We start from the raw sequence: 20,303 nt of genomic DNA, 5'->3' as shown, positions 1-20,303 counted from the left end.
TGTTACATATTCCATTTTTTATCCTCCTATTGGTAATCTTGCAATAATATTTTAAGTTCATATTGACAATAATGTTCCATCATAGAAACTAAAGAACGTTCTTGACCCAGAATACACCAAGATGCTACAGCACCATAATACTGATTCATCATCATTTCAGTTAGAATTTCTACCGGTGTTGTTTGTTTTAATTCTTTTTGATCAATTCCATTGTTTAAAATTGAAAGAATATTATCATAATCAAAACGATATTTTCTGGTACCTGCTTTTTCTTCTTGTAAAGGAGCAACAGCGCCTTTCATCCATTGTCTCGCTACTGATAAACTATTTTTTTCAATAATCTTTACTGATTGTATAAGATAATACGAAAGTTGTTGTTCAACTCCTTGAATACGACTTACATCATCCTTTAAAAAAGCATATTCTTGAAAATCTATTTCTAAAATAACATCTTCTTTACGTTTAAAGTGTGTATAAAAACTTCCCTTAGCAATACAGGCCTTCTTTGTGATTTCTTCAATACTGATTTCTTCGGGACTTTTTTGTTCAAGTAATTGCTTAACAGCCTCAATGATCTTCTTTTTTGTTTCTAATGCTGCTTCTTGTCTTTTCCCCATATTCATCCTCCTGCCTATAATATAATACATTCATTGACTCAGGTCAACGAATGTATTCAACTAAGTGATATAAAAAAAGCTATTCAATTAAGAATAGCTTCTCTATTATTTATTTTTTAAATATTCATCCATAGCTTGAGCTGCTTTTTTACCAGCACCCATAGCTAAGATAACTGTTGCTGCACCAGTAACAACATCGCCACCAGCATAGACACCATCTTTAGATGTTTTCATTGTATCTTCTTCAACGATAATTCCACCCCAAGATTGGCAATCCAATCCAGGTGTTGTATGTCTAATTAATGGGTTAGGACTTTGTCCAATCGCAACAATAACAGTACCTGTTTCAATTGTGAAGTTAGAACCTTCTTTAGCGATTGGTCTTCTTCTTCCAGATGCATCAGGTTCACCTAATTCCATTTCAATACATTCCATAGATTTAACCCAACCATCTTCACCATTGATTTTAACTGGATTTGTTAGTAATTTAAAGATAATACCTTCTTCTTTAGCGTGATGTACTTCTTCAGCACGAGCAGGTACTTCTTCAGGTCCACGACGATAAACGATATAAACATTTTTAGCACCTAAACGTTTTGCTGTTCTCGCTGCATCCATAGCTACGTTACCAGCTCCAACGACACATACTGTATCTGTAATCTTAACTGGTGTAGGATGTTCTGGGAATTGATATCCTTTCATCAAGTTAACACGTGTTAAGAATTCATTGGCAGCATAAACACCATTTAAGTTTTCTCCTGGAATTCCTTGGAAACGAGGAAGTCCAGCTCCACTACCTACGAAAATTCCTTGATATCCTTGTTCTTGTAATTCATCAATTGTGATTGAACGTCCTACAACAACGTTTGTTTCAAAATCAACACCTAAAGCAGCAACTCCATCTACTTCTTTTTGAACTAAAGATTTAGGTAAACGGAATTCTGGAATACCATAAGATAAAACTCCACCTGTTTTATGTAAAGCTTCAAATACAGTGACATCATATCCTTTTTTAGCTAATTCTCCAGCACAAGTGATTCCTGCTGGTCCAGATCCAATAACCGCTACTTTCTTACCGTTCTTTTCAATATTTAATTCTACATTTTTTCCATGTTCACGATGATAATCAGCAACGAATCTTTCTAATCGTCCAATCGCAACAGATTCTGCTTTTTTACCACGAATACAATGTCCTTCACATTGATTTTCTTGTGGACACACACGACCACAAATTGCAGGTAAAGCATTTTCTCTAGTAATTGTAGAGTAAGCTTCATCAAATTCTCCTGCAGCTACATGTTGAATAAATTCAGGAATAGGTACCCCTACTGGGCATCCTTCCATACAAAATGGTTTTCTACAGTTTAAGCAACGTGTTGCTTCTTCCATAGCCATTTCTTTTGTATATCCTAAAGCAACTTCTTCAAAGTTTTTATTTCTTACATTAGGATCTTGTTCAGGCATTTTAACCTTATTTGGTGACATATTAGGCATTATTTTACACCTCCCATTAAATTACAGATACGGTCTGCTTTTTCATCAACAACGTGTTCTTCTTCTTTAAACATTCTTTGACGAGCCATTAATTCATCAAAATCAACTTGTAATCCATCAAAATCAGGACCATCTACACAAGCAAATTTAATTTTACCATCAACTGTAACACGACAGCATCCGCACATTCCAGTTCCATCAATCATAATAGGATTTAATGAAACCATTGTTTTAATATTTTGAGGTTTAGTTACTCCAACAACAGCTTTCATCATCACTACTGGTCCAATAGCGATAACTTCATCAATAGGATCTCCACTATCAATTAATTCTTGTAATTTAACAGTACCAAATCCTTTTTCTCCTAAAGATCCATCATCTGTCATTACATACACATTTTTACAGAATTCTTTGAATTTATCAGCCCATAATACATATTGTGCTTCACGTCCACCGATGATGACATCAACATCAACACCCATTTGAGCTAATTTCTTTAATTGTGGATATAAAGGTGCACTTCCTACCCCACCAGCAATACCAACAACATGTTTAGATTTATGTAAATCTGTTGGTACACCTAATGGTCCAACGAAATCAGTGATTTCATCGCCTTCTTCTAATTTTGCTAATTGTTTAGTTGAATAACCAACAATTTGATAAATAATCGTGATTGTTTCTTTTTCACGATCATAATCAGCAATGGTTAATGGAATTCTTTCACCATCTTCTCCAACTCTTAAAATAATGAATTGGCCAGGTTCGCATTTTCTTGCTACCATTGGCGCATGTACTTCCATTAATTCAACAACATCATTTAGTCTTTCCTTTTTGACTATCTTGTACATTTTGGTTCCCCCAGTCTTTCTATACTAATAATAATTATATCGTTAAATGCCTTAAAAAACAATGACCTCTAGACATTCTTGTGATAATATTCACTCAATTTAGTTTGAACATAAAAAAAAAGGACTTTGTCCTTTTCCTCCTATTTCGTATCTATTAATTGAGTTGCGTATTTTAAAATACCATCACCATTTAATAAACCAAAATCTCTTAATGAAATGACTCCTACCGGTACTTTTACTACTGTTTTAATACCTTCTAAATCACCTTCTCGTTGTGGTGTGAGTAACACCACATCTGCTTCATCCATCTTTTGATTAAGATTGACTTCTATATCTAAATATCGGCTTTTCGCTGCCTCTTCGATTTTTTTTACAAGCATACTTCCAGAAAAACCTGGCTTACTTAATAAAGTAATCCTCATTTTTCATCCTCCTAACTTCTACTTTTTTATAGAATAACACAATTTATCATAATAATCTTCAATTATTGTTTTCGAGTATAGAAAAAATGACATAAATTGATTTTTTCTATTATAATATTGGTCATAAGGAGTTTAAAGTATGCAAAAAAGGAAAATATTATTTTTTGATATTGATGGAACATTATTAAGCGAAAAAACACATACAATTCCATCCAGTGCTATTCAAGCATTAGAAAAAGTAAAAAAACAAGGACATCTCATTTTTATTAATACAGGTAGACCCATTTCTACTATTGATCAATGTATTCAAGATCTTCCTATAGATGGTTATATATGTGGATGTGGTACTTATATTACTTATCATGATCAAGTTTTATATCACCATACCTTAAAATCAGAACGTTGCTATGAAATTGCTCATCTTATTAAAGAAAATAAAATAGATGGTGTTTTAGAATCTTATGATGGTGTCTATTTTAATCAAAACATTAAAAACAATGATTTAAAAGAAATGAAAGAACGTTATCTACAAAGAAACTTTCCTGTCTATGACATGAATCATCCATACCTTCAATTTGATAAATTTGCTGTATGGTTTGATCATAACATCAATGATTTTAGAAAAAACATCTTACAAGATTTTGATATTATAGAAAGATCTCATGAAATGTTAGAAATTGTCCCTCAAGGACACTCTAAAGCTACAGGAATTCAATTTCTTGTTGATTATTTTCATAGCCATTTAGATGATTGTTATGTTTTTGGTGATTCTTATAATGATGAATCCATGTTACGTTATGTTAAACATTCTATCGTCATGGCTAATGGCGATCAAGCAATGAAAGATATTGCTTATTTTATAACAAAAGATATTGAGGAAGATGGTTTAGCTTATGCCTTAAATCACTTTCATTTAACAGGAGAATAAAAATGGAAAAATTAAATTGGGGAATAATCGGTTGTGGTACCATCGCTCATGAAATGGCACAATCAATGTTAGATATGAATCATGAGATCTATGCCGCATCTCATCATAACAGCATGGAAAAAGCATTAGATTTTGCTATGAAGTATAAAATAAGAAATGCTTATGCTACAGTAGATGATTTATTAGCTGATGAAAATATTGATATTGTTTATATTGCTTCACCTCATAATAGCCACTATGACATTATGAAAAAAGCTATTTTAGCTAATAAACATATCTTATGTGAAAAAGCCATTACTGTAAATGATCGTCAATTAGAAGAATTAGTTGTTCTTGCTAAAGAACATCATGTCGTTATTCAAGAAGCAATGACGATTTATCATATGCCACTTTATAAAAAATTAAAGGAAATTATTGATGATGGTGCTATTGGTAAAGTCAAAATGATTCAAGTTAACTTTGGTTCATGTAAAGAATATGATGTGAATAATCGTTTCTTTTCTAAAGAACTAGCCGGTGGTGCTTTATTAGATATCGGTGTTTATGCTACTTCCTTTGCACGCTATTTCTTATCATCTAAACCAAATACTGTTTTAACTACTGTGGACTATTTTGAAACCGGTGTTGATGAACAATCTGGTATTATCATGAAAAATCAAGATGGGCAAATGGTTGTGATGGCTCTTACAATGCGTGCTAAACAGCCTAAACGTGGTGTCATTGCCGGTGAAGAAGGTTTTGTTGAAGTCAATGTTTATCCTCGTGCCAGTAAAGCAACAATCACTTATACAATCGATGGACATCAAGAAATTATTGAAACTGGCGATAGTCAAAAAGCTTTACAATATGAAGTCATTGATATGGAAACAGATGTTATCAACCATACCGGTGAAGATGTATTACAATTAAGTCGTGATGTTTCTTCATTACTTAGTGCTATTCGTTGTCAATGGGGTATGACTTATCCTTTTGAATAATAAAAAGAACTTGTCGTAAGACAAGTTCTTATTTATTTTGACCCCAATCTTTCATTGAACCACCTTGATATTCAACAATACCACGATGACCATGACATTCAATATGATTAAGTGATTCTTCTAATTTTTTAAATTCTTCATCAAATAATTCAACTTGACAAGCATCCAAATTTTCAATAATTCTTTCTTTATTTTTAGAACCTAGAATAGGTACAACATGAGGATATTTTTTCAACATCCAAGCTAAAGAAATTTGGGCATTAGTAGCATGTTTCTTTTTAGCGTATTCGTTTAATAAATCAATAACAGGCTGATTAGCTTTGATATTTTCATTTTTTAATTGAGGAACAAATACCCGAACATCATCTACTTTTTCAAACTGTGAAGTCGATATTACCTTTCCTGATAAAAAGCCTGAAGCAATAGGTGAAAAAGGAACCAAGCCAATATTGTGTTTTAAACAATAAGGTATAACTTCCTCTTCACAATCTCTTTCCAACATATTATATAAATTTTGTACTGCCGATACAGGTGTAATTTCATGTGCTTTTTTTAATAATTTTTTATCTACTTGTGATAAACCCCAACCACGAATCAATCCTTCATCAATCAATTTACCCATAGCTTTGGCTACTTTTTCAATAGGAACCTGTAAATTAACACGATGTAAATAATAAAGATCTACATAATCTGTTTGTAATGCTTTCAATGAAGCTTTTAAATGTCTTTTACATACCTCATACATATCTTCATTGACTTCATCATCATGAATCTTTAATTTAGTCGCTATGACAACTTGATTCCTTACATCTTTTAAAGCTTCCCCTACGATTTCTTCATTATGATGTTCATAGTATAAAACATTTCCATAACCTTCTGCTGTATCAAAAAAAGTACAACCATGCTTATAGGCTTGTTGAATTGCCTCAATAGCGTATTGTCTTGAAGGGATTTGACCATAACCGTGTGAAAATGCCATACATCCCATTCCTATTGATGATACCTTTATATTACCTAAATAACGTGATTCCATTTTTATCATTTCCTTTCCATCAATCATTAATGCTTTTTATAATTTATCTCTAATTTTAATATACCTATTTCAATGACTTGAGTCAACGAATAAAGTCAATTAAACATTATAAAAAAACTATTCCATAAAGAATAGCTTTTTATTGTTTTAATTTTTTCCCCAAACTTCTTCAGCAATTTCTTTGACTAATTTAATTTTAGCCCATTGTTCTTCATCAGTAAGAAGGTTTCCCTCTTCAGTTGAAGCAAAACCACATTGTGGTGATAAAGCTAATTGTTGTAAAGGTACATATTTAGCTGCTTCATGAATTCTAGCAATAATATCTTCTTTATTTTCTAATGTTGCTTCTTTAGAAGTGACTAAACCTAAGACAACTTTTTGATCTTTGATATAGCGTAATGGTTCAAAACCTCCAGCACGTTCACTATCATATTCTAAGAAGAAACCGTCCACATGACATCCACCAAATAGTGTTTTTGCCACCGGTTCATATCCCCCAGAAGTAAACCATGTTGATCTAAAGTTACCTCTACAAATATGCATTGTAATGACCATATCATCAGGTTTGACTTCTAACGCTAAGTTAATCATATCAACATATTTTTTAGCGATTTCATCAACATCAATCCCTCTTGCTTTGTAAGCTTCTCTTTTTTCTTTTGAACAGAATTCTCCCCATGAAGTATCATCTAATTGTAAGTAACGACATCCTGCATTATAAAAAGAAATAATTGCTTTTTGATACGCTAAAGCAATATCACGATATAAATCATCTTCATTTTGATAACGTTCAATTGGTTGATAGTTTTCTTCTCTCACACAACAAATCAAATGCAACATAGATGGTGAAGGAATACATTGTTTAACTTCACTATCTTGAACTATTGATTGCATAAATCTAAAGTGTTTTAAAAATGGATGATCTTGAGGGAAATCAATTTTATCAACAATTTTTAATGTTTGACTTTTAGGTTGATGTCCCTTAAAAGCAATAGAAAAATGATCAACTGATACACGTTCTACACCTTGTAATCCCCATAAAAAATCTAAATGCCAAAAAGCACGACGATATTCACCATCAGTTACCGCTTTTAATCCTGCTTTTCTTTCATTATCCACTAATTTTTCAATACTTTGATTTTCTACTTTTTCTAATTCTTCTTGTGTGATATTCCCTCTAGCAAATTCACTTCTTGCATTTTTAATTTCTGCATTACGTAAAAAGCTTCCGACAATATCATATTTATATGGTGCTTTCATTTAAAAATCTCCTCATTTATACTTTATATTCATAAAGTATAAACGAAGAGATAATAAACGTATAATATAAATATTATTCACTTATCTATAGTTAGAAACTATATCTATTTCAACAAAGAGAAGATAAAAATCGCCATTCCAAGGACAACAAGGACGACCCCTGTAGCACGATTTAGCGTTTCTGGCGTTGCTTTATTAGCGAACAAGGCTGCAATTCTTGCCCATATAAGAGTAAAGATAATACATAATATCCATACTGTTATATCCGGCATACCACCAATCATAAAGTGAGAAACAGCACCAGTTAAAGCAGTAAAAGTCATAATAAAAACACTTGTTCCTACAGCCGTTTTTAATTCATATCCCATGACAGTCGTTAAAATAAGGAGCATCATCATGCCACCACCAGCTCCAATAAAACCACAAATGAACCCAATCATCATCCCGCATAAAATAGATTGTTTGGCTCTTTTTTTAGAATCAACATTGTTCATTGTTTCTTTTGTTGTCATAACCGGTTTGACAATAAACTTAATTCCAAGTAAAAATGTCATAAAGACCGAAAAGTTTCCCATCGTTGTTGAAGGAAGTAAACTGGCTACATAACTTCCTACAACAGTAAACAATAAAACACTCACCATCATTAATAATCCATTTTTAATATCTAGATTTTTATTTTTACCATAAGTATAAGCAGAAATGGCACTAGCTAAAACATCTGATGATAAAGCTATGCCTACTGCCATATAAGGATCCATATTCAAAAATGCAATTAACATCGGACTAATAACAGCCGCCGCCGACATCCCAGCAAATCCCGTTCCTAGTCCAGCTCCCATTCCTGCAAAAAAAGTCACTATTAAAACATTAACTATATTCATCATTTAGCCTCCTTTAATTCATCTAAATTCTTTTCTATCATTTGTAAGATTTCATTAAATAATGCTTGTTGTTTTGCATCAATACCTTGCCACATTGTTTGAAAGAATTGCTTTTGAAACTGTTGTCCTTTTTTGATAACTAGCTTGGCTTTTTCACTGCAAACAAGTTTAATTTTTCTACGATCTCCCGGTATAGCCAATCTTTTTAAATAACCTTCATTGACTAATTTATCTACATTAACTGAAACTAAATTAGCTTTAATTTTCCTGATTTCTACAATATCTCGTGCACTTTTATATTCTGGATGATTCCCTAAAAACATTAAAATATCAAATGCAGTTTGTGGTAAATTTAATTCTTTGCATATTGATTTACATTGTTGATGATAAACAAGATCTATCTTTCTAGCAAATTCTAACCCTTTATTCATCTTATCTCTTCCTTTTTGAATAGTTCGTTTTTGAACAATTATAATTCTTTATCACTTCTTTTGTCAAATAAAAAAAGGTGGTTACCCACCTACTTCATTAAATCATCTATTGCTTCACCTAAAATACCTTGGTCGTGATGACAACCTATTTTATATGCCTTATTCTTGATTTCATCATCCGCATTACTAGGCGCATAAGAATAAGGGAAAATATCAAACATCGTCCCATCATTAAGACCATCACCTAAAACAATGACTTCTTCTTTTTTAATTCCTAATAGTTGAATTGCTTTTTCTAAAATTAAACCTTTTTGTGCCTTTTGATGCGTTACTTCAACATTATCTTCAAATGAAGATAAATAAGCAATTCCTGATAATGAAGCTAATTGTTTTTTAGCTTCTTTAATTAAATCAACATCTAACGAATATGATTCCACTTTAATAATATCTAAATCTTCTTTTAGAAATTGTTCTTTAGAAACCATCGGTTTTAAATTCATACAAGGACTATCTTTTCTTTTTCCTTGAGGAGTAAAGTCTTCATAAGGTACATGTAAATGTTGGCATGTTCTTTCAATAAAACAGTTTTTAGAATATTCTGGATCTAAAGCATAGTAGCCTTTTGTCGTAAAAACAATATAGGGTAAATGTAGTTGATCAAATATATCAGTAATTGGTAAGAAGTGTTCTTTATCGAGATAAGCCGACATTAATACATGGCCATTTTGATCTACAAATTGGGCCCCATTTCCTAGCACCATATAATCAGCTTTTAAATGATAAATATCGGTTGCTTCTTTCATTGAAGCCCAGTCACGCCCTGTTGCTATACCAAACAAGGCACCTTGACTTCTAGCGTAATCAATAGCGTCTAAGTTTCTTTGGCATATACTACTATCACTAGAAAGCAATGTACCATCCATATCGGTCATAATTAATTTTATCATAATTGATCCCTCTTTATTATAAAATGATTTCTATTAATGCCACGACACCACAACCGATACAAGCAACTTGAATTAAACTCAGTTCCTTATATGAAGCATATAGGATAATGATTGTCGCTACAATTCCTGAAATAAGATTACCCGTTGAATAAAAAATATCAGGAAAAGTCATCGCTGCCAGTACGGTATAAGGTATGTAGTCTAAAAATGATTGAACTGTTTTATTGGTTATCTTTTTATTAATGAAAACAAGGGGAATAGCACGGATAGCATAGGTAATAACTGACATAATCAGTAAATAGATAAAAAAGTTTTTATTCATGTATTTCCTCCGTTGGATAGATAATGGCTCCTACTAATGCACTCACTAAAGCACTGATTGTCATCGCAAAACCACTTGATAATTGATTTAAAATAGGTAAATAATAAAAACCTACTCTTAAAATAATCGCTAATAAAACAATCTTAATCATATGATGATGTTTTTTCATACCAGGAATAATAATAGCGATAAACATGGCATATAAAGCAATACCTAAAGCATGATGGACAATGGTAGGAACAATTGTTCCCAATATAGCTCCTGATGTGGTCCCAATAATCCAAGCACTCGCCCCAGCAAAAGCTAATCCAAAAAAATAAGCCTTACTTACACTTTCTTCCAGCATCGATACCGCAAAGATTTCATCCGTAATAAAGAAACTTAATAACCATTTAAAGATACCTTTAAAACGATCATCTACTTTTTGTGATAAAGACAACGACATAAAAGCATAACGGATATTAACTGTTAACTGAACAATCGCCATTTCAATAAAGCTTCCTTGTCCCGTCATAATTCCTAATGAGGCAAATTGTCCTGCTGAAGTCAAATTACATAATGAGATTAATACAGCTTGCCACCAATAAAAGCCCATTGATACCGCAATTGCTCCAAAAGAAAATGATACTGATAAGTAACCTAACGCTATTGGTATTCCATTTTTCATTCCTCTTCTTATTTCTTCCATAACATCCCTATTATAACAAAAACAGTGGTATTATCCACTGTTTTTACATCTTATTTCTTTAAAAAAGTGATATCTGTTTTAAATAAATCGCCATCTACACTTAACTTAAAACTTCCATCTTGGACTTCTACAAAGCTTTTAACAATAGCGAGTCCTAACCCAGATCCTTCCATTTTTCGTGATTCATCACCTTGAACAAAACGATCCGTTAACACTTGAGGATCACCATGAATCTCTCTAGCAGATATGTTTTTAATAGTGAGTTTTACATAACGTTCATCTTCTACCATATCAATATAAACTCTTGTATGATCTAACGCATACTTACAAATGTTTTGACATAAGTTTTCTAACACCCGATAAGTTTTAGCACTGTCTAAATGACAGATGACTTTATGATCTGGATAGTTTTCTTTGATTTGTAATTGTTGTTTAGAAAACGAATCTTGATATTCAAAGACAACCTGTTGAACTAAAGCATGGAAATCAAGATCAACAAGATCTAATTTAACATTACCACTATTGACTTTACTCACTTCAAATAAATCTTCTATTAAAGTTTTAAGTCTTTTAGCGTTATGATCTAATACTTGAATATATTCTTTTTGTTGATCTTGAGTTAAGTTATCATCTTTTAATAAATCAACATAAGAAATAATGGAAGTAAGTGGTGTTTTTAAATCATGAGAAACATTACTTATGAGTTCAGTTTTCATCTTTTGGGAGGCTACTTCTTTACTTACGGCATCTTTAAATCCATCATTAATACAATTAAATTCATCTTTTAATGTATTAAATAAACCTAAATCTTGTTCTATTTTATTATTAAATTCTCCTTTAGATAACTGATGAGTAGAATCTAATAACTGTTGATAATCATGTAAAACCTTTGATGATAATTTTTTAGCAATGATAACAACAACGATACCTGATCCTATTGATAAAATAAGCGTCAACCAAAAGTAATATCTAAATGAGAAAGAATAGCGATAAAAAACATCCATGACTAATCCAGCAAACAAGAATAGTCCTTCAATAAAGCATCCACTCATAAGTCCCATCTTTTTAATATTTTGAGTTAATCCTTTTTCTAATTGCGTATCCGTCAAATGATAAACCTTTGTTTTAAAATGATAATATAAACTATAAGCTAATGTGTGTTCCTTAATAAAGGACTTAACTCCACCTACAATGATCATCTTGATATAAAAGATAAAATACATCACCATCGCATAGAATACAAACCAACCACCGATATTGACTAATGGTTCTAGTAAAACCCCAGCACCAGCCAGTCCTTTTTGTCTTACAATATAAGCAAAATCTCCTTGCCAGGTTGTTTGTAAAACACCTGTCATCATTGTAATCCATATCGCTACAACAATTAAATAAATAAGGAAAGTAAAAATAAGTTTAGCTTTCACTACTGTTTTAAATGGTTCTAATTCTAATAATTCTTTTACCGGCATAAATAACATCATGATTATAATAAGGATTACAAATATGATGACATAAGTAAATAATGTTTGTGATATAGATTGTCCTTTTAAATAATTTTGAGCTAAAAAAGTATTAGAAGAAACTTTATTAGGAATTGCAAAAACAACTTTCATGTTCGTTGGGTTTTTCATATGAAATTGATTAAGAAATTGATTATCTTCATCACTTAAATAATCATTTTTAAAAAGTTCATCAAAAGATGTATTATAAAACTTATTACCCCAACCATCTTTATTATTTCCATCAACCTGAATATTTCCATCCTGATTAAATGTTAAAACCATATACCATTGATATTTCTTTAATAATTTACTCTTAGAATTTGTAAATAAATCTTTTAAATTTGACTTCGTATTTGTAAGACATCTCTTGTTATCTTGCATATCATATGCATAATAACAAAATCCTTTACTAAAATAATTATCCTGATCTTCCATATTAAGTAGACTATCATTAAATACTTCTTGCAGATTATCATTATATTGGTCTTTTAAACTATCTACATTATCACCATTTACATAATAATGATAGAGATCATAATTTCCTTTACGTCTTTGTAATTGAGCATCTAATAATACACTTTTTTTAACTAAAATATTGGTAATCGTATCACGATCATCATCAAAATTTAATTTTTCATTCGTATTAAAAGTATTTGTCCCATAACTTAGATAAGTTATAACAGAAGCGACAACTAACAAAATCATCATCAAACTATGAATAAGCCACTTTTTCTTTTTCATTTTCTCACCTACTATTTTTCAATTTTATAACCAACACCCCAAACAACTTTAAGGTATTGAGGATTTTTAGGGTCGAGTTCTATTTTTTCTCTTAGGTTACGTACATGGACCATCACCGTCTCACTATTCACTGCCTTTTCATTCCATACCCGTTCATAAATATCATCTGCTGAAAAGACTTTGCCTGCATTTTTCATCAGTAGTTCTAGAATTTTAAATTCAATAGGTGTGACTTTAACCGGTTTTCCATCTACACTTACTGTCTTTGTTTCATCATTCAATTCTAACCCACCACAAATACAAACATGACTGCTTTCTTTAGGTAATGTCGCATCTAAATATCGACTATAACGTCTTAAATGTGAATGAACCCGGGCAATCAATTCCATTGGTACAAATGGTTTGGTTACATAATCATCGCCACCAATATTTAAGCCCATAATTTTATCCATATCCTCTGATTTAGCTGATAAGAAGATAACAGGAAAATCATATTTTTCTCTTAATTTGGTAACCATGGTTAACCCATCCATTCTTGGCATCATAATATCTACTATCGCCAAGTGAATCACTTCTCGATTAATGATGTCTAATCCCTCTAGACCATCATGACCAATAAAAACATCATAACCTTGATTTTTAAGATAAATTGATATCGCATGAGCAATTTCATGGTCATCTTCTACAACTAATACATGATACTTTTCCATAATCTTCTCCCTTATCTAATCATCATTGATAAAACAATGAGACATACTCCCATATAACCTATAAATAAATAACTAAATAAAACCAATTCATTGATTTCAAATAGACTTTTCACTATCCTCACCCCTTACACCTATGAGTATAAAGAATAAAAATAAATTTTTACTTTTTATCTTTCTTAAGAATTTCTAAAGAAAAAGCAGATCTTCAAGATATGCTTTATTGATGTAATGATATTTCATTAATAATTTGATGATAATATTGCCCCTTTTGATCAACAAAAGTAACTGTTCCATCATCATTTAACTTTGTAAAAGTAACTGGACCATACTCCAAATAATTGACTTCTTTATCTTTTAAATAAGAAATATTATTAGCGTATTCTAAAACCTTATCAAACTGATTTGTTTGATAAAGATTATAATAAATATTCATAAATGTTTGTAAACCTATCGCTAATTGTTGAATTCGATAACTTTTACCTGTGACTTGTTTCATAGAAAGATAAGGTCCTTGTCCATTAACATTAAGACCTATTCCTACAATAACTCCTTTTAAATCAGGATCTAATATTGTTTCTGTAAGAATACCACATATCTTTTGATCACCTACATAAATATCATTAGGCCATTTAATCATAGCTTTAATATGATGACGGTCAAGTAAGCCAACAACACTGCACGCTGCCAACTGTGTTATTTTCCAAGCGTCCTCAATCTTTTTAAAATCTTTATATAAAAAACTCATTGTTAAGTTTTCATTGGGTTGACTTTGCCAAACATGACCGTTTCTTCCTTTACCATGAGTTTGATGATGTGCATAAAGTGATACTTGTTGATCTAAGTTTTGATATTCTCTTTTTAAATATTCATTTGTTGAATCTACTTCTTCTAATACAATTTGTTTCATCTTTTTTCCCTCTTATCTCTATTATACTTTAATTTAATCAAATTACGATAAATAGTATAAAAAATCACTCTTGTACGAGTGATTCTAAGAATGTTTTTATATCAGTATTTAAACAATAGGATTGTTTTTTAATTGACTCAGGACAATACGTTTCTTGATTAATACAAATATAGGTTGCCTCTTTATTCTTTTCTACCATTTTCCAAAAAGGATATTTAATAATGGATGGCGTATTATAACCAACACCTAACTCAAGATAAACAACCTTTAATCCTTGATGTCTTCTTAAAAAATCAAGATAACGATTCATAGCCTGTTGCCAACCTTGATCTTCTACAAAAGTATCATCACATCTTAAATTTATTGTCATTGCTTTACCACAATGAGGACAATGTGGAATAAGATGCGTAGGAATTTTCATATCTCTTTGTTCTTTTATCATTTGCTTAATTCGTTTTTCATTATCATATGTTTCTTGATGGCATGGTTTGCTACATTGTAATAAGCCATAATCTCCCTGCGTGTAAAATAATCTTTGCTTATCAAAGCCTGCTTTTTGAAAACAATGATCAACATTCGTTGTAATCACAAAATAATCTTTATCTTGAACTAATTTAAGTAATTTTTGATAAAGTTCTAGATGATCTTGATAACGATTATAATAAATATGTCTTGACCACCATGCCCAATATTCCTCTAGACTTTCAAAAGGATAAAAGCCTCCTGAATACATATCTTGAATCCCATATTTTTCTTTAAAATCATGAAAATATTTATCAAATCTCTTACCATCATAAGTGTAACCGGCTGCTGAAGAAAGTCCCGCCCCAGCACCAATGATAATAGCGTCAGCCTCATCAATCACTTGTAAGATATTGTTTATAGATGTGTTCATCTTCTTCTTTGAAAACATTAAAAATCACCTTCTTAATACTTGTTTGTTTTTTTAGAAATGCTTTTACTGTCTTAATAGCCAAATCAGCTGCTAATTCTTGAGGAAAATGAAATTCCCCGGTAGAAATGCAACAAAAAGCAATACTTTCTAATCCATAAGTTGCTGCAAGCTGTAAACACGATTGATAACTTGATATCAGTAATTCTTGATCATGTTGGGTTACTTGTTGATCAATAATAGGACCAACAGTATGAATAATATAACGACAAGGAAGATTATAGGCTTGGGTTATTTTTGCATGACCCGTTGGTTCACTTCCTTGGTTTTTCATCATTTGACTACATTGATAACGTAATTGCATTCCAGCATAAGTGTGAATACAATTATCAATACAACGATGATGAGGAATATAACAGCCTGTCATTTGACTATTTGCTGCATTGACAATAGCATCACATTGAAGGGTTGTCATATCCCCTTTCCATAGATAAATCCCTTCTTGAATAGGTTTTAAATCATCTAAATAGGTTATTCCTTTTTGTTTAATTTCTTCTTTTAAATAAGCATCTTGTACTTGATAAAACTGTAAGTGTATTTTTTTAGGTAACCGTACATTCATTAGATCTCTTAATAAGAGCTTTTGAGATTGCTTATCTTGAGGGACTTTGATATCTTGGTATTCAACTCTTTCATTTAACAATTCTTGAATTAAATAAAGTCTTCTTTCATCTTGATTCATCTTTTACATCTCTTTTCTTGTTTAAGTTATTTTTTTATATTATTATAGTATATATAATAAACTAAGTATCTATTAGAAACTTTCGAGGTGATAACATGGAAAAAACAAATATTGAATTACCTGCATGTCCGGTAGAAACAACATTAACATTAATTAGTGATAAATGGAAAGTCTTGATTTTAAGAGATTTACTTCCTGGAACAAAAAGATTTGGTGAATTAAAGAAATCAATCGGGCATGTTTCCCAAAAAGTCCTTACCAGTCAATTAAGACAAATGGAAGCCAGTGGTCTTTTAACTCGTACCGTTTATCCTGAAGTCCCTCCCCGTGTTGAATATTCTTTAACTGATTTGGGATATAGTTTAAAACCTATTTTAGATGCTATGGCTTCATGGGGAGAAAACTACAAGAACTCATTATGAGTTCTTTTTTGTTAGAGCGCAATATTTACAATCTTGAAGCTTATCTTCCGGTAATAAGCAGTAACGTCGTTGTTTATCAACAAGTTTTTCTACAAATGGTGTGGCTGGATGTTTTAATATTTCATCTGGTGAAGCATATTGTTCAATTTTTCCTTCATTCATTACTAAAACCTGAGTACCTAATTTTAAAGCTTCTTCAATATCATGTGTAACAAATAAAATAGTAAGTGATGTCTGTTTATAAATCTTTAATAATTCATCTTGTAATTGTACTCTTGTGATTTCATCAACAGCACTAAATGGTTCATCCATTAAAAGTATTTGAGGTCGATTGATCAGTGCTCTAGCAATACCTACTCTTTGTTGTTGACCTCCAGATAATTCACTAGGATAGCGATTGAGTAAATTTAAATCTAACTGAACTGTTTTCATACATTCTATAATCTTATCATTTATATCATGATTCTTCTGACTTAAAGAAGGTACATAGGCAATATTTTGTTTTACAGTCATATGAGGAAATAATAAACTCCCTTGAATAACATAGCCAATCTGTCTTCTAAGTTGAATTAAATCATGTTCTTTCAAATCTTTTCCTTGAACGATGACATGACCTTGAGTTGTTTCTATAAGTCCATTGATCATCTTTAAAACTGTTGTTTTTCCACTTCCTGATGTTCCTACAATGGTGATGAATTCTCCCTCATTAACAGAAAGATTAAAATGTTCTAAAACTGTTTTTTCCAAATATGATTTTTTTACATCTTGAAATTCAATTATTGTTTCCATTTTATGACTCCTTTAATAATTTCTTTTCTTTTAAATAGCGTTTTGCTACATCTCTAGGTTCTTGACCTTGACTTTCTACTTGATGATTCATATAAGCCATTTCATCATCACTGATAATGTTGGATAAGTCTTTTAATACTTTTTTTAATTCCGGATGTTTTTTTAATACTTCACTACGAATAACATTGCCACATAGATAGCTTGGATAGAAATGTAAATCATCTTTCAATACAACAATTTGATCATTCGCCAATTGTCCATCTGTTGTAAAGATTGTCATGACATCAACATTTCCTTGTTTTAAAGCTTTATATTTTAAACCAATATCTAAATCTACTGTCTTTTTAAAATTCATATGATATGTCTTACATAAAGCATCATAACCATCTTCTCTTTCAAAAAAGTCATATTCACCACCAAATGTCAACTGATCAGCAACTTTACTTAAATCTGAGTAAGTTTTTAATTGATATTGTTCACTTATTTCTTTTCTTATAGCTAAACCATAAGTATTATTAAAACCATATTGACCAAACCATTCCATCTTTAATTTTTTCTTGTATTCTTGATTCATTTGCTTAAACAAGTTTTCACTATAAATATCATTTTTCTTTAATACTGCATTCCATCCTGTACCCGTATATTCAGGATATAAATCAAATTCACCTTTTTTCATTGCTGGTACGATATTGGATGTTCCCCCACCTACTCCTTGAGTCAACTCTACTTTTAAGTTTGTTTCTTGTTCAATATAGATATCTAACATTTCACCTAGGATGTATTGCTCTGTCATTGGTTTAGTCGCTACATGCAAAACCTCTTGTTTTTGATGAAAGATTTGTGTTATTAACGCTAAACAAACTAAAATAATAATTCCTATGATTCCTTTTTTAGATTGTTGTTTTTTTGATTTTATTCGTTTTTCTATTATTGATAAAACAAAATCAACAACTAAAGCAAATATCGCAATCATCAAACTACCAATTAATGTCATGGTAGCATTATTCGTTGTGATACCACGATAAATAGCTACTCCTAATCCGCCAGCGCCAATAAAAGATGCAATCCCTGCTAAAGCAATCGTCATGACCGCCATATTACGTATTCCTGCCATCATAAAAGGTAAAGCTAGAGGTAATTTTACTTTTGTAAGGACTTGTCTTGGGGTACTTCCTAAACCTGTTGCTGCTTCAACTATTAATGGATCGACTTGTTCAATTCCAGTATAAGTATTTCTTACCATAGGGAGTAATGCATAAATAACAAGAACAATCACAGCAGTTTGATTACCAATTCCCGATAGTGGAATAAAAAAACCTAATAAGGAAATAGAAGGAATTGTGTAAACAAAATTAATGATACCAAGAACTGGTTTTGCTAGTTTTTTATGTTCGCTAATAAAAATACCAATCATCCCACCAATAATGATAGCAGTGATAACAGTAAAAAATGATATACCCACATGTTGCCATAATAAATTTAAAAAGAAAGCTTTTCTTTTAATAAATAAACTGATTAAACTATTCATATTCTTCCCTCCTAATTGCCTGAACTGGACATTTTTCATAACATAAACCACAATGTAAACAATGATTTTGTTGAATCACATAGGGGTTCCCTGATTCTATACATTGTTGAGGACACCATGTTTTACATTGGTTACAGCCTATACACTTTTCACTGATCATAAATCCTTTTCTTTTTTTCTTTTTACTTCCTATAACAAAGGTTTGTCTTTCTATGGGTTGAACTCCTAAATCAAAAAATTCAACTTCTCCTTGTGCAATACAAAATGGTTCTAAAACATAACGACTCTTTCCTGGATAAACATCATTCATCGTAGGGTTATGTTCAAAGATTAAATCAATCCATTTTTTGGCATCGTCTAATTGATATGCTTCTCCTGATAAACGTATCATCTGATAATCTTTATTCATTCCTGTAATAGCGACATGAGGATGACTTTGTAATTGATGATAAAAATCTTTCCCTCGTGACGTACAAAAATATAATTTATCATTTTCAACTAACATTACATCAATCATTCTGATTTGGGGTAATCCTTGATCATCTACTGTCGCAAAAGCTACATCTTTAATTTCTCTTAATATTCTTAAACAATCTTTTACTTCCATTATTAACTCTCCTTTTTTCATTTTTTATTATATTTTTCTTTTAAAATAAAAAAAGTACGCACAATATTGTGCGTAGGTTACCTAGAAGAAACTAAAAGAACTCAATTTTAACAATTAAATCACGGTACTCATTAATACTAATGATACACAAAGTAAAATAATACCAACTATCAAAAAGATGCTGTAAATCCAACGCTGTCCATTGTCCCCTTCAATATAACAATGATTTACATTATCCGGTTGAACCAGTACCGTCACACTTGTTCCTACTTCATACTTTGGTTTACTTGTACCAATAGATATTTCTTTTTTAATATACTGTCCATTCACGTAATATTCGACAACTGGATAATAATAAGTATCCCATGTATGATCATCAATTGATGATTGCCTTCTTGCAATATTATCTACAACCTTACCACTTACTCTTTGCGTACATTGTTTCATTTTCTTTTTATAATTGATAGCAATACCAATTCCAATAGATAAAAATACAATACATAGTAATCCGGTAATGAATAATGGTAAAATCATATGCTCCCCCTTTTTTGTTCATTATAACAAAAAAGGTAGGCATTGTACCTACCCTTTTATAACTATTTAATTGTAATGTAT

Annotated in this window: 23 protein-coding genes; 3 read left to right on the top strand and 20 right to left on the bottom strand. The window is 31.0% G+C overall.

Translation table 11 applies throughout. The features are described 5' to 3' along the window. Positions 1-26: 26 nt before the first annotated feature. From DW911_RS03715 to DW911_RS03700, 4 genes are all read right to left on the bottom strand, one after another. Positions 27-617: a TetR/AcrR family transcriptional regulator gene (locus tag DW911_RS03715; RefSeq protein WP_158568144.1), complete on the bottom strand. Its 591-nt coding sequence runs from the start codon at positions 615-617 to the stop codon at positions 27-29. Between the two features lie 105 nt (positions 618-722). Continuing rightward, positions 723-2,111, bottom strand: a complete 1,389-nt coding sequence (gltA, locus tag DW911_RS03710; RefSeq protein ID WP_118431198.1) for an NADPH-dependent glutamate synthase — start codon at positions 2,109-2,111, stop codon at positions 723-725. After that, complete coding sequence (locus tag DW911_RS03705) at positions 2,111-2,959, bottom strand: sulfide/dihydroorotate dehydrogenase-like FAD/NAD-binding protein (RefSeq protein ID WP_118431200.1); 849 nt, start codon at positions 2,957-2,959, stop codon at positions 2,111-2,113. The genes gltA and DW911_RS03705 overlap by 1 nt, the downstream gene beginning before the upstream one ends. A 140-nt stretch (positions 2,960-3,099) precedes the next feature. After that, the gene (locus DW911_RS03700; RefSeq protein ID WP_118431201.1) at positions 3,100-3,381 is read right to left on the bottom strand and encodes a PTS sugar transporter subunit IIB; all 282 of its coding nucleotides are present in this window, start codon (positions 3,379-3,381) and stop codon (positions 3,100-3,102) included. 139 nt (positions 3,382-3,520) lie between these two features. Between DW911_RS03700 and DW911_RS03695 the strand changes: the two genes are divergently transcribed. Both DW911_RS03695 and DW911_RS03690 read left to right on the top strand, forming a co-directional pair. Beyond that, positions 3,521-4,309, top strand: a complete 789-nt coding sequence (locus DW911_RS03695; protein ID WP_118431203.1) for a Cof-type HAD-IIB family hydrolase — start codon at positions 3,521-3,523, stop codon at positions 4,307-4,309. Positions 4,310-4,311: 2 nt separating this feature from the next. Beyond that, entirely contained in the window at positions 4,312-5,286 is a 975-nt protein-coding gene (locus DW911_RS03690; RefSeq protein WP_118607481.1) for a Gfo/Idh/MocA family protein, read from the top strand. A gap of 28 nt (positions 5,287-5,314) precedes the next feature. On the opposite strand, the gene DW911_RS03685 is transcribed toward DW911_RS03690, so the two are convergent. The 12 genes from DW911_RS03685 to DW911_RS03630 all read right to left on the bottom strand — a co-directional run bounded on the left by DW911_RS03685 (position 5,315) and on the right by DW911_RS03630 (position 16,342). Further along, positions 5,315-6,319 carry an aldo/keto reductase gene (locus DW911_RS03685; RefSeq protein ID WP_118607480.1) on the bottom strand — a complete coding sequence of 335 codons (1,005 nt, stop codon included), beginning with the start codon at positions 6,317-6,319 and terminating at the stop codon, positions 5,315-5,317. Between the two features lie 147 nt (positions 6,320-6,466). Continuing rightward, the gene (locus DW911_RS03680; protein ID WP_118607479.1) at positions 6,467-7,579 is read right to left on the bottom strand and encodes a 5-methyltetrahydropteroyltriglutamate--homocysteine S-methyltransferase; all 1,113 of its coding nucleotides are present in this window, start codon (positions 7,577-7,579) and stop codon (positions 6,467-6,469) included. A 104-nt stretch (positions 7,580-7,683) separates the two neighbouring features. Next, positions 7,684-8,460, bottom strand: coding sequence for a sulfite exporter TauE/SafE family protein (locus DW911_RS03675; protein WP_118607478.1), 777 nt, complete (start codon positions 8,458-8,460; stop codon positions 7,684-7,686). After that, the gene (locus tag DW911_RS03670) at positions 8,460-8,891 is read right to left on the bottom strand and encodes a MarR family winged helix-turn-helix transcriptional regulator (RefSeq protein ID WP_118431213.1); all 432 of its coding nucleotides are present in this window, start codon (positions 8,889-8,891) and stop codon (positions 8,460-8,462) included. The genes DW911_RS03675 and DW911_RS03670 overlap by 1 nt, the downstream gene beginning before the upstream one ends. 89 nt (positions 8,892-8,980) lie before the next feature. After that, the gene (locus DW911_RS03665) at positions 8,981-9,838 is read right to left on the bottom strand and encodes a Cof-type HAD-IIB family hydrolase (protein WP_118431215.1); all 858 of its coding nucleotides are present in this window, start codon (positions 9,836-9,838) and stop codon (positions 8,981-8,983) included. Positions 9,839-9,854: 16 nt separating this feature from the next. After that, the gene (locus DW911_RS03660; RefSeq protein ID WP_118431217.1) at positions 9,855-10,160 is read right to left on the bottom strand and encodes an AzlD domain-containing protein; all 306 of its coding nucleotides are present in this window, start codon (positions 10,158-10,160) and stop codon (positions 9,855-9,857) included. After that, positions 10,153-10,848, bottom strand: coding sequence for an AzlC family ABC transporter permease (locus DW911_RS03655; protein ID WP_118431219.1), 696 nt, complete (start codon positions 10,846-10,848; stop codon positions 10,153-10,155). The genes DW911_RS03660 and DW911_RS03655 overlap by 8 nt, the downstream gene beginning before the upstream one ends. 50 nt (positions 10,849-10,898) lie before the next feature. Beyond that, the gene (locus DW911_RS11090) at positions 10,899-13,091 is read right to left on the bottom strand and encodes a sensor histidine kinase (protein ID WP_118431221.1); all 2,193 of its coding nucleotides are present in this window, start codon (positions 13,089-13,091) and stop codon (positions 10,899-10,901) included. 11 nt (positions 13,092-13,102) lie between these two features. Continuing rightward, the gene (locus DW911_RS03645) at positions 13,103-13,801 is read right to left on the bottom strand and encodes a response regulator transcription factor (protein ID WP_118431223.1); all 699 of its coding nucleotides are present in this window, start codon (positions 13,799-13,801) and stop codon (positions 13,103-13,105) included. A 217-nt stretch (positions 13,802-14,018) separates the two neighbouring features. After that, the gene (locus DW911_RS03640) at positions 14,019-14,708 is read right to left on the bottom strand and encodes a biotin--[acetyl-CoA-carboxylase] ligase (protein WP_118607477.1); all 690 of its coding nucleotides are present in this window, start codon (positions 14,706-14,708) and stop codon (positions 14,019-14,021) included. Between the two features lie 64 nt (positions 14,709-14,772). After that, complete coding sequence (locus DW911_RS03635) at positions 14,773-15,621, bottom strand: SIR2 family NAD-dependent protein deacylase (RefSeq protein ID WP_118431227.1); 849 nt, start codon at positions 15,619-15,621, stop codon at positions 14,773-14,775. Continuing rightward, on the bottom strand, positions 15,566-16,342 hold the full coding sequence (locus tag DW911_RS03630) for a protein-ADP-ribose hydrolase (RefSeq protein ID WP_118431228.1): 777 nt from the start codon (positions 16,340-16,342) through the stop codon (positions 15,566-15,568). The genes DW911_RS03635 and DW911_RS03630 overlap by 56 nt, the downstream gene beginning before the upstream one ends. A 95-nt stretch (positions 16,343-16,437) precedes the next feature. Between DW911_RS03630 and DW911_RS03625 the strand changes: the two genes are divergently transcribed. Further along, positions 16,438-16,764, top strand: a complete 327-nt coding sequence (locus DW911_RS03625) for a winged helix-turn-helix transcriptional regulator (RefSeq protein ID WP_118431230.1) — start codon at positions 16,438-16,440, stop codon at positions 16,762-16,764. On the opposite strand, the gene DW911_RS03620 is transcribed toward DW911_RS03625, so the two are convergent. From DW911_RS03620 to DW911_RS03605, 4 genes are all read right to left on the bottom strand, one after another. After that, positions 16,759-17,553, bottom strand: a complete 795-nt coding sequence (locus DW911_RS03620; RefSeq protein WP_118431232.1) for an ATP-binding cassette domain-containing protein — start codon at positions 17,551-17,553, stop codon at positions 16,759-16,761. The two genes, DW911_RS03625 and DW911_RS03620, sit on opposite strands and share 6 nt — an antisense overlap. A gap of 1 nt (position 17,554) precedes the next feature. Next, positions 17,555-19,081: an ABC transporter permease/substrate-binding protein gene (locus tag DW911_RS03615; protein ID WP_118431234.1), complete on the bottom strand. Its 1,527-nt coding sequence runs from the start codon at positions 19,079-19,081 to the stop codon at positions 17,555-17,557. Beyond that, positions 19,074-19,688 carry a pyridoxamine 5'-phosphate oxidase family protein gene (locus DW911_RS03610; RefSeq protein ID WP_118431236.1) on the bottom strand — a complete coding sequence of 205 codons (615 nt, stop codon included), beginning with the start codon at positions 19,686-19,688 and terminating at the stop codon, positions 19,074-19,076. Before DW911_RS03610 ends, DW911_RS03615 begins: the two co-directional genes overlap by 8 nt. Positions 19,689-19,802: 114 nt before the next feature. Continuing rightward, on the bottom strand, positions 19,803-20,222 hold the full coding sequence (locus tag DW911_RS03605) for a DUF3592 domain-containing protein (RefSeq protein ID WP_118431238.1): 420 nt from the start codon (positions 20,220-20,222) through the stop codon (positions 19,803-19,805). Positions 20,223-20,303: the final 81 nt, after the last annotated feature.

Origin of the sequence: Erysipelatoclostridium sp. AM42-17, assembly GCF_003480255.1 — a bacterium.
Classification (GTDB): domain Bacteria; phylum Bacillota_I; class Bacilli_A; order Erysipelotrichales; family Coprobacillaceae; genus Faecalibacillus.
The sequence above is the reverse complement of the archived record's forward strand: the minus strand, read 5'-3'. Positions and strand labels throughout refer to the sequence as shown.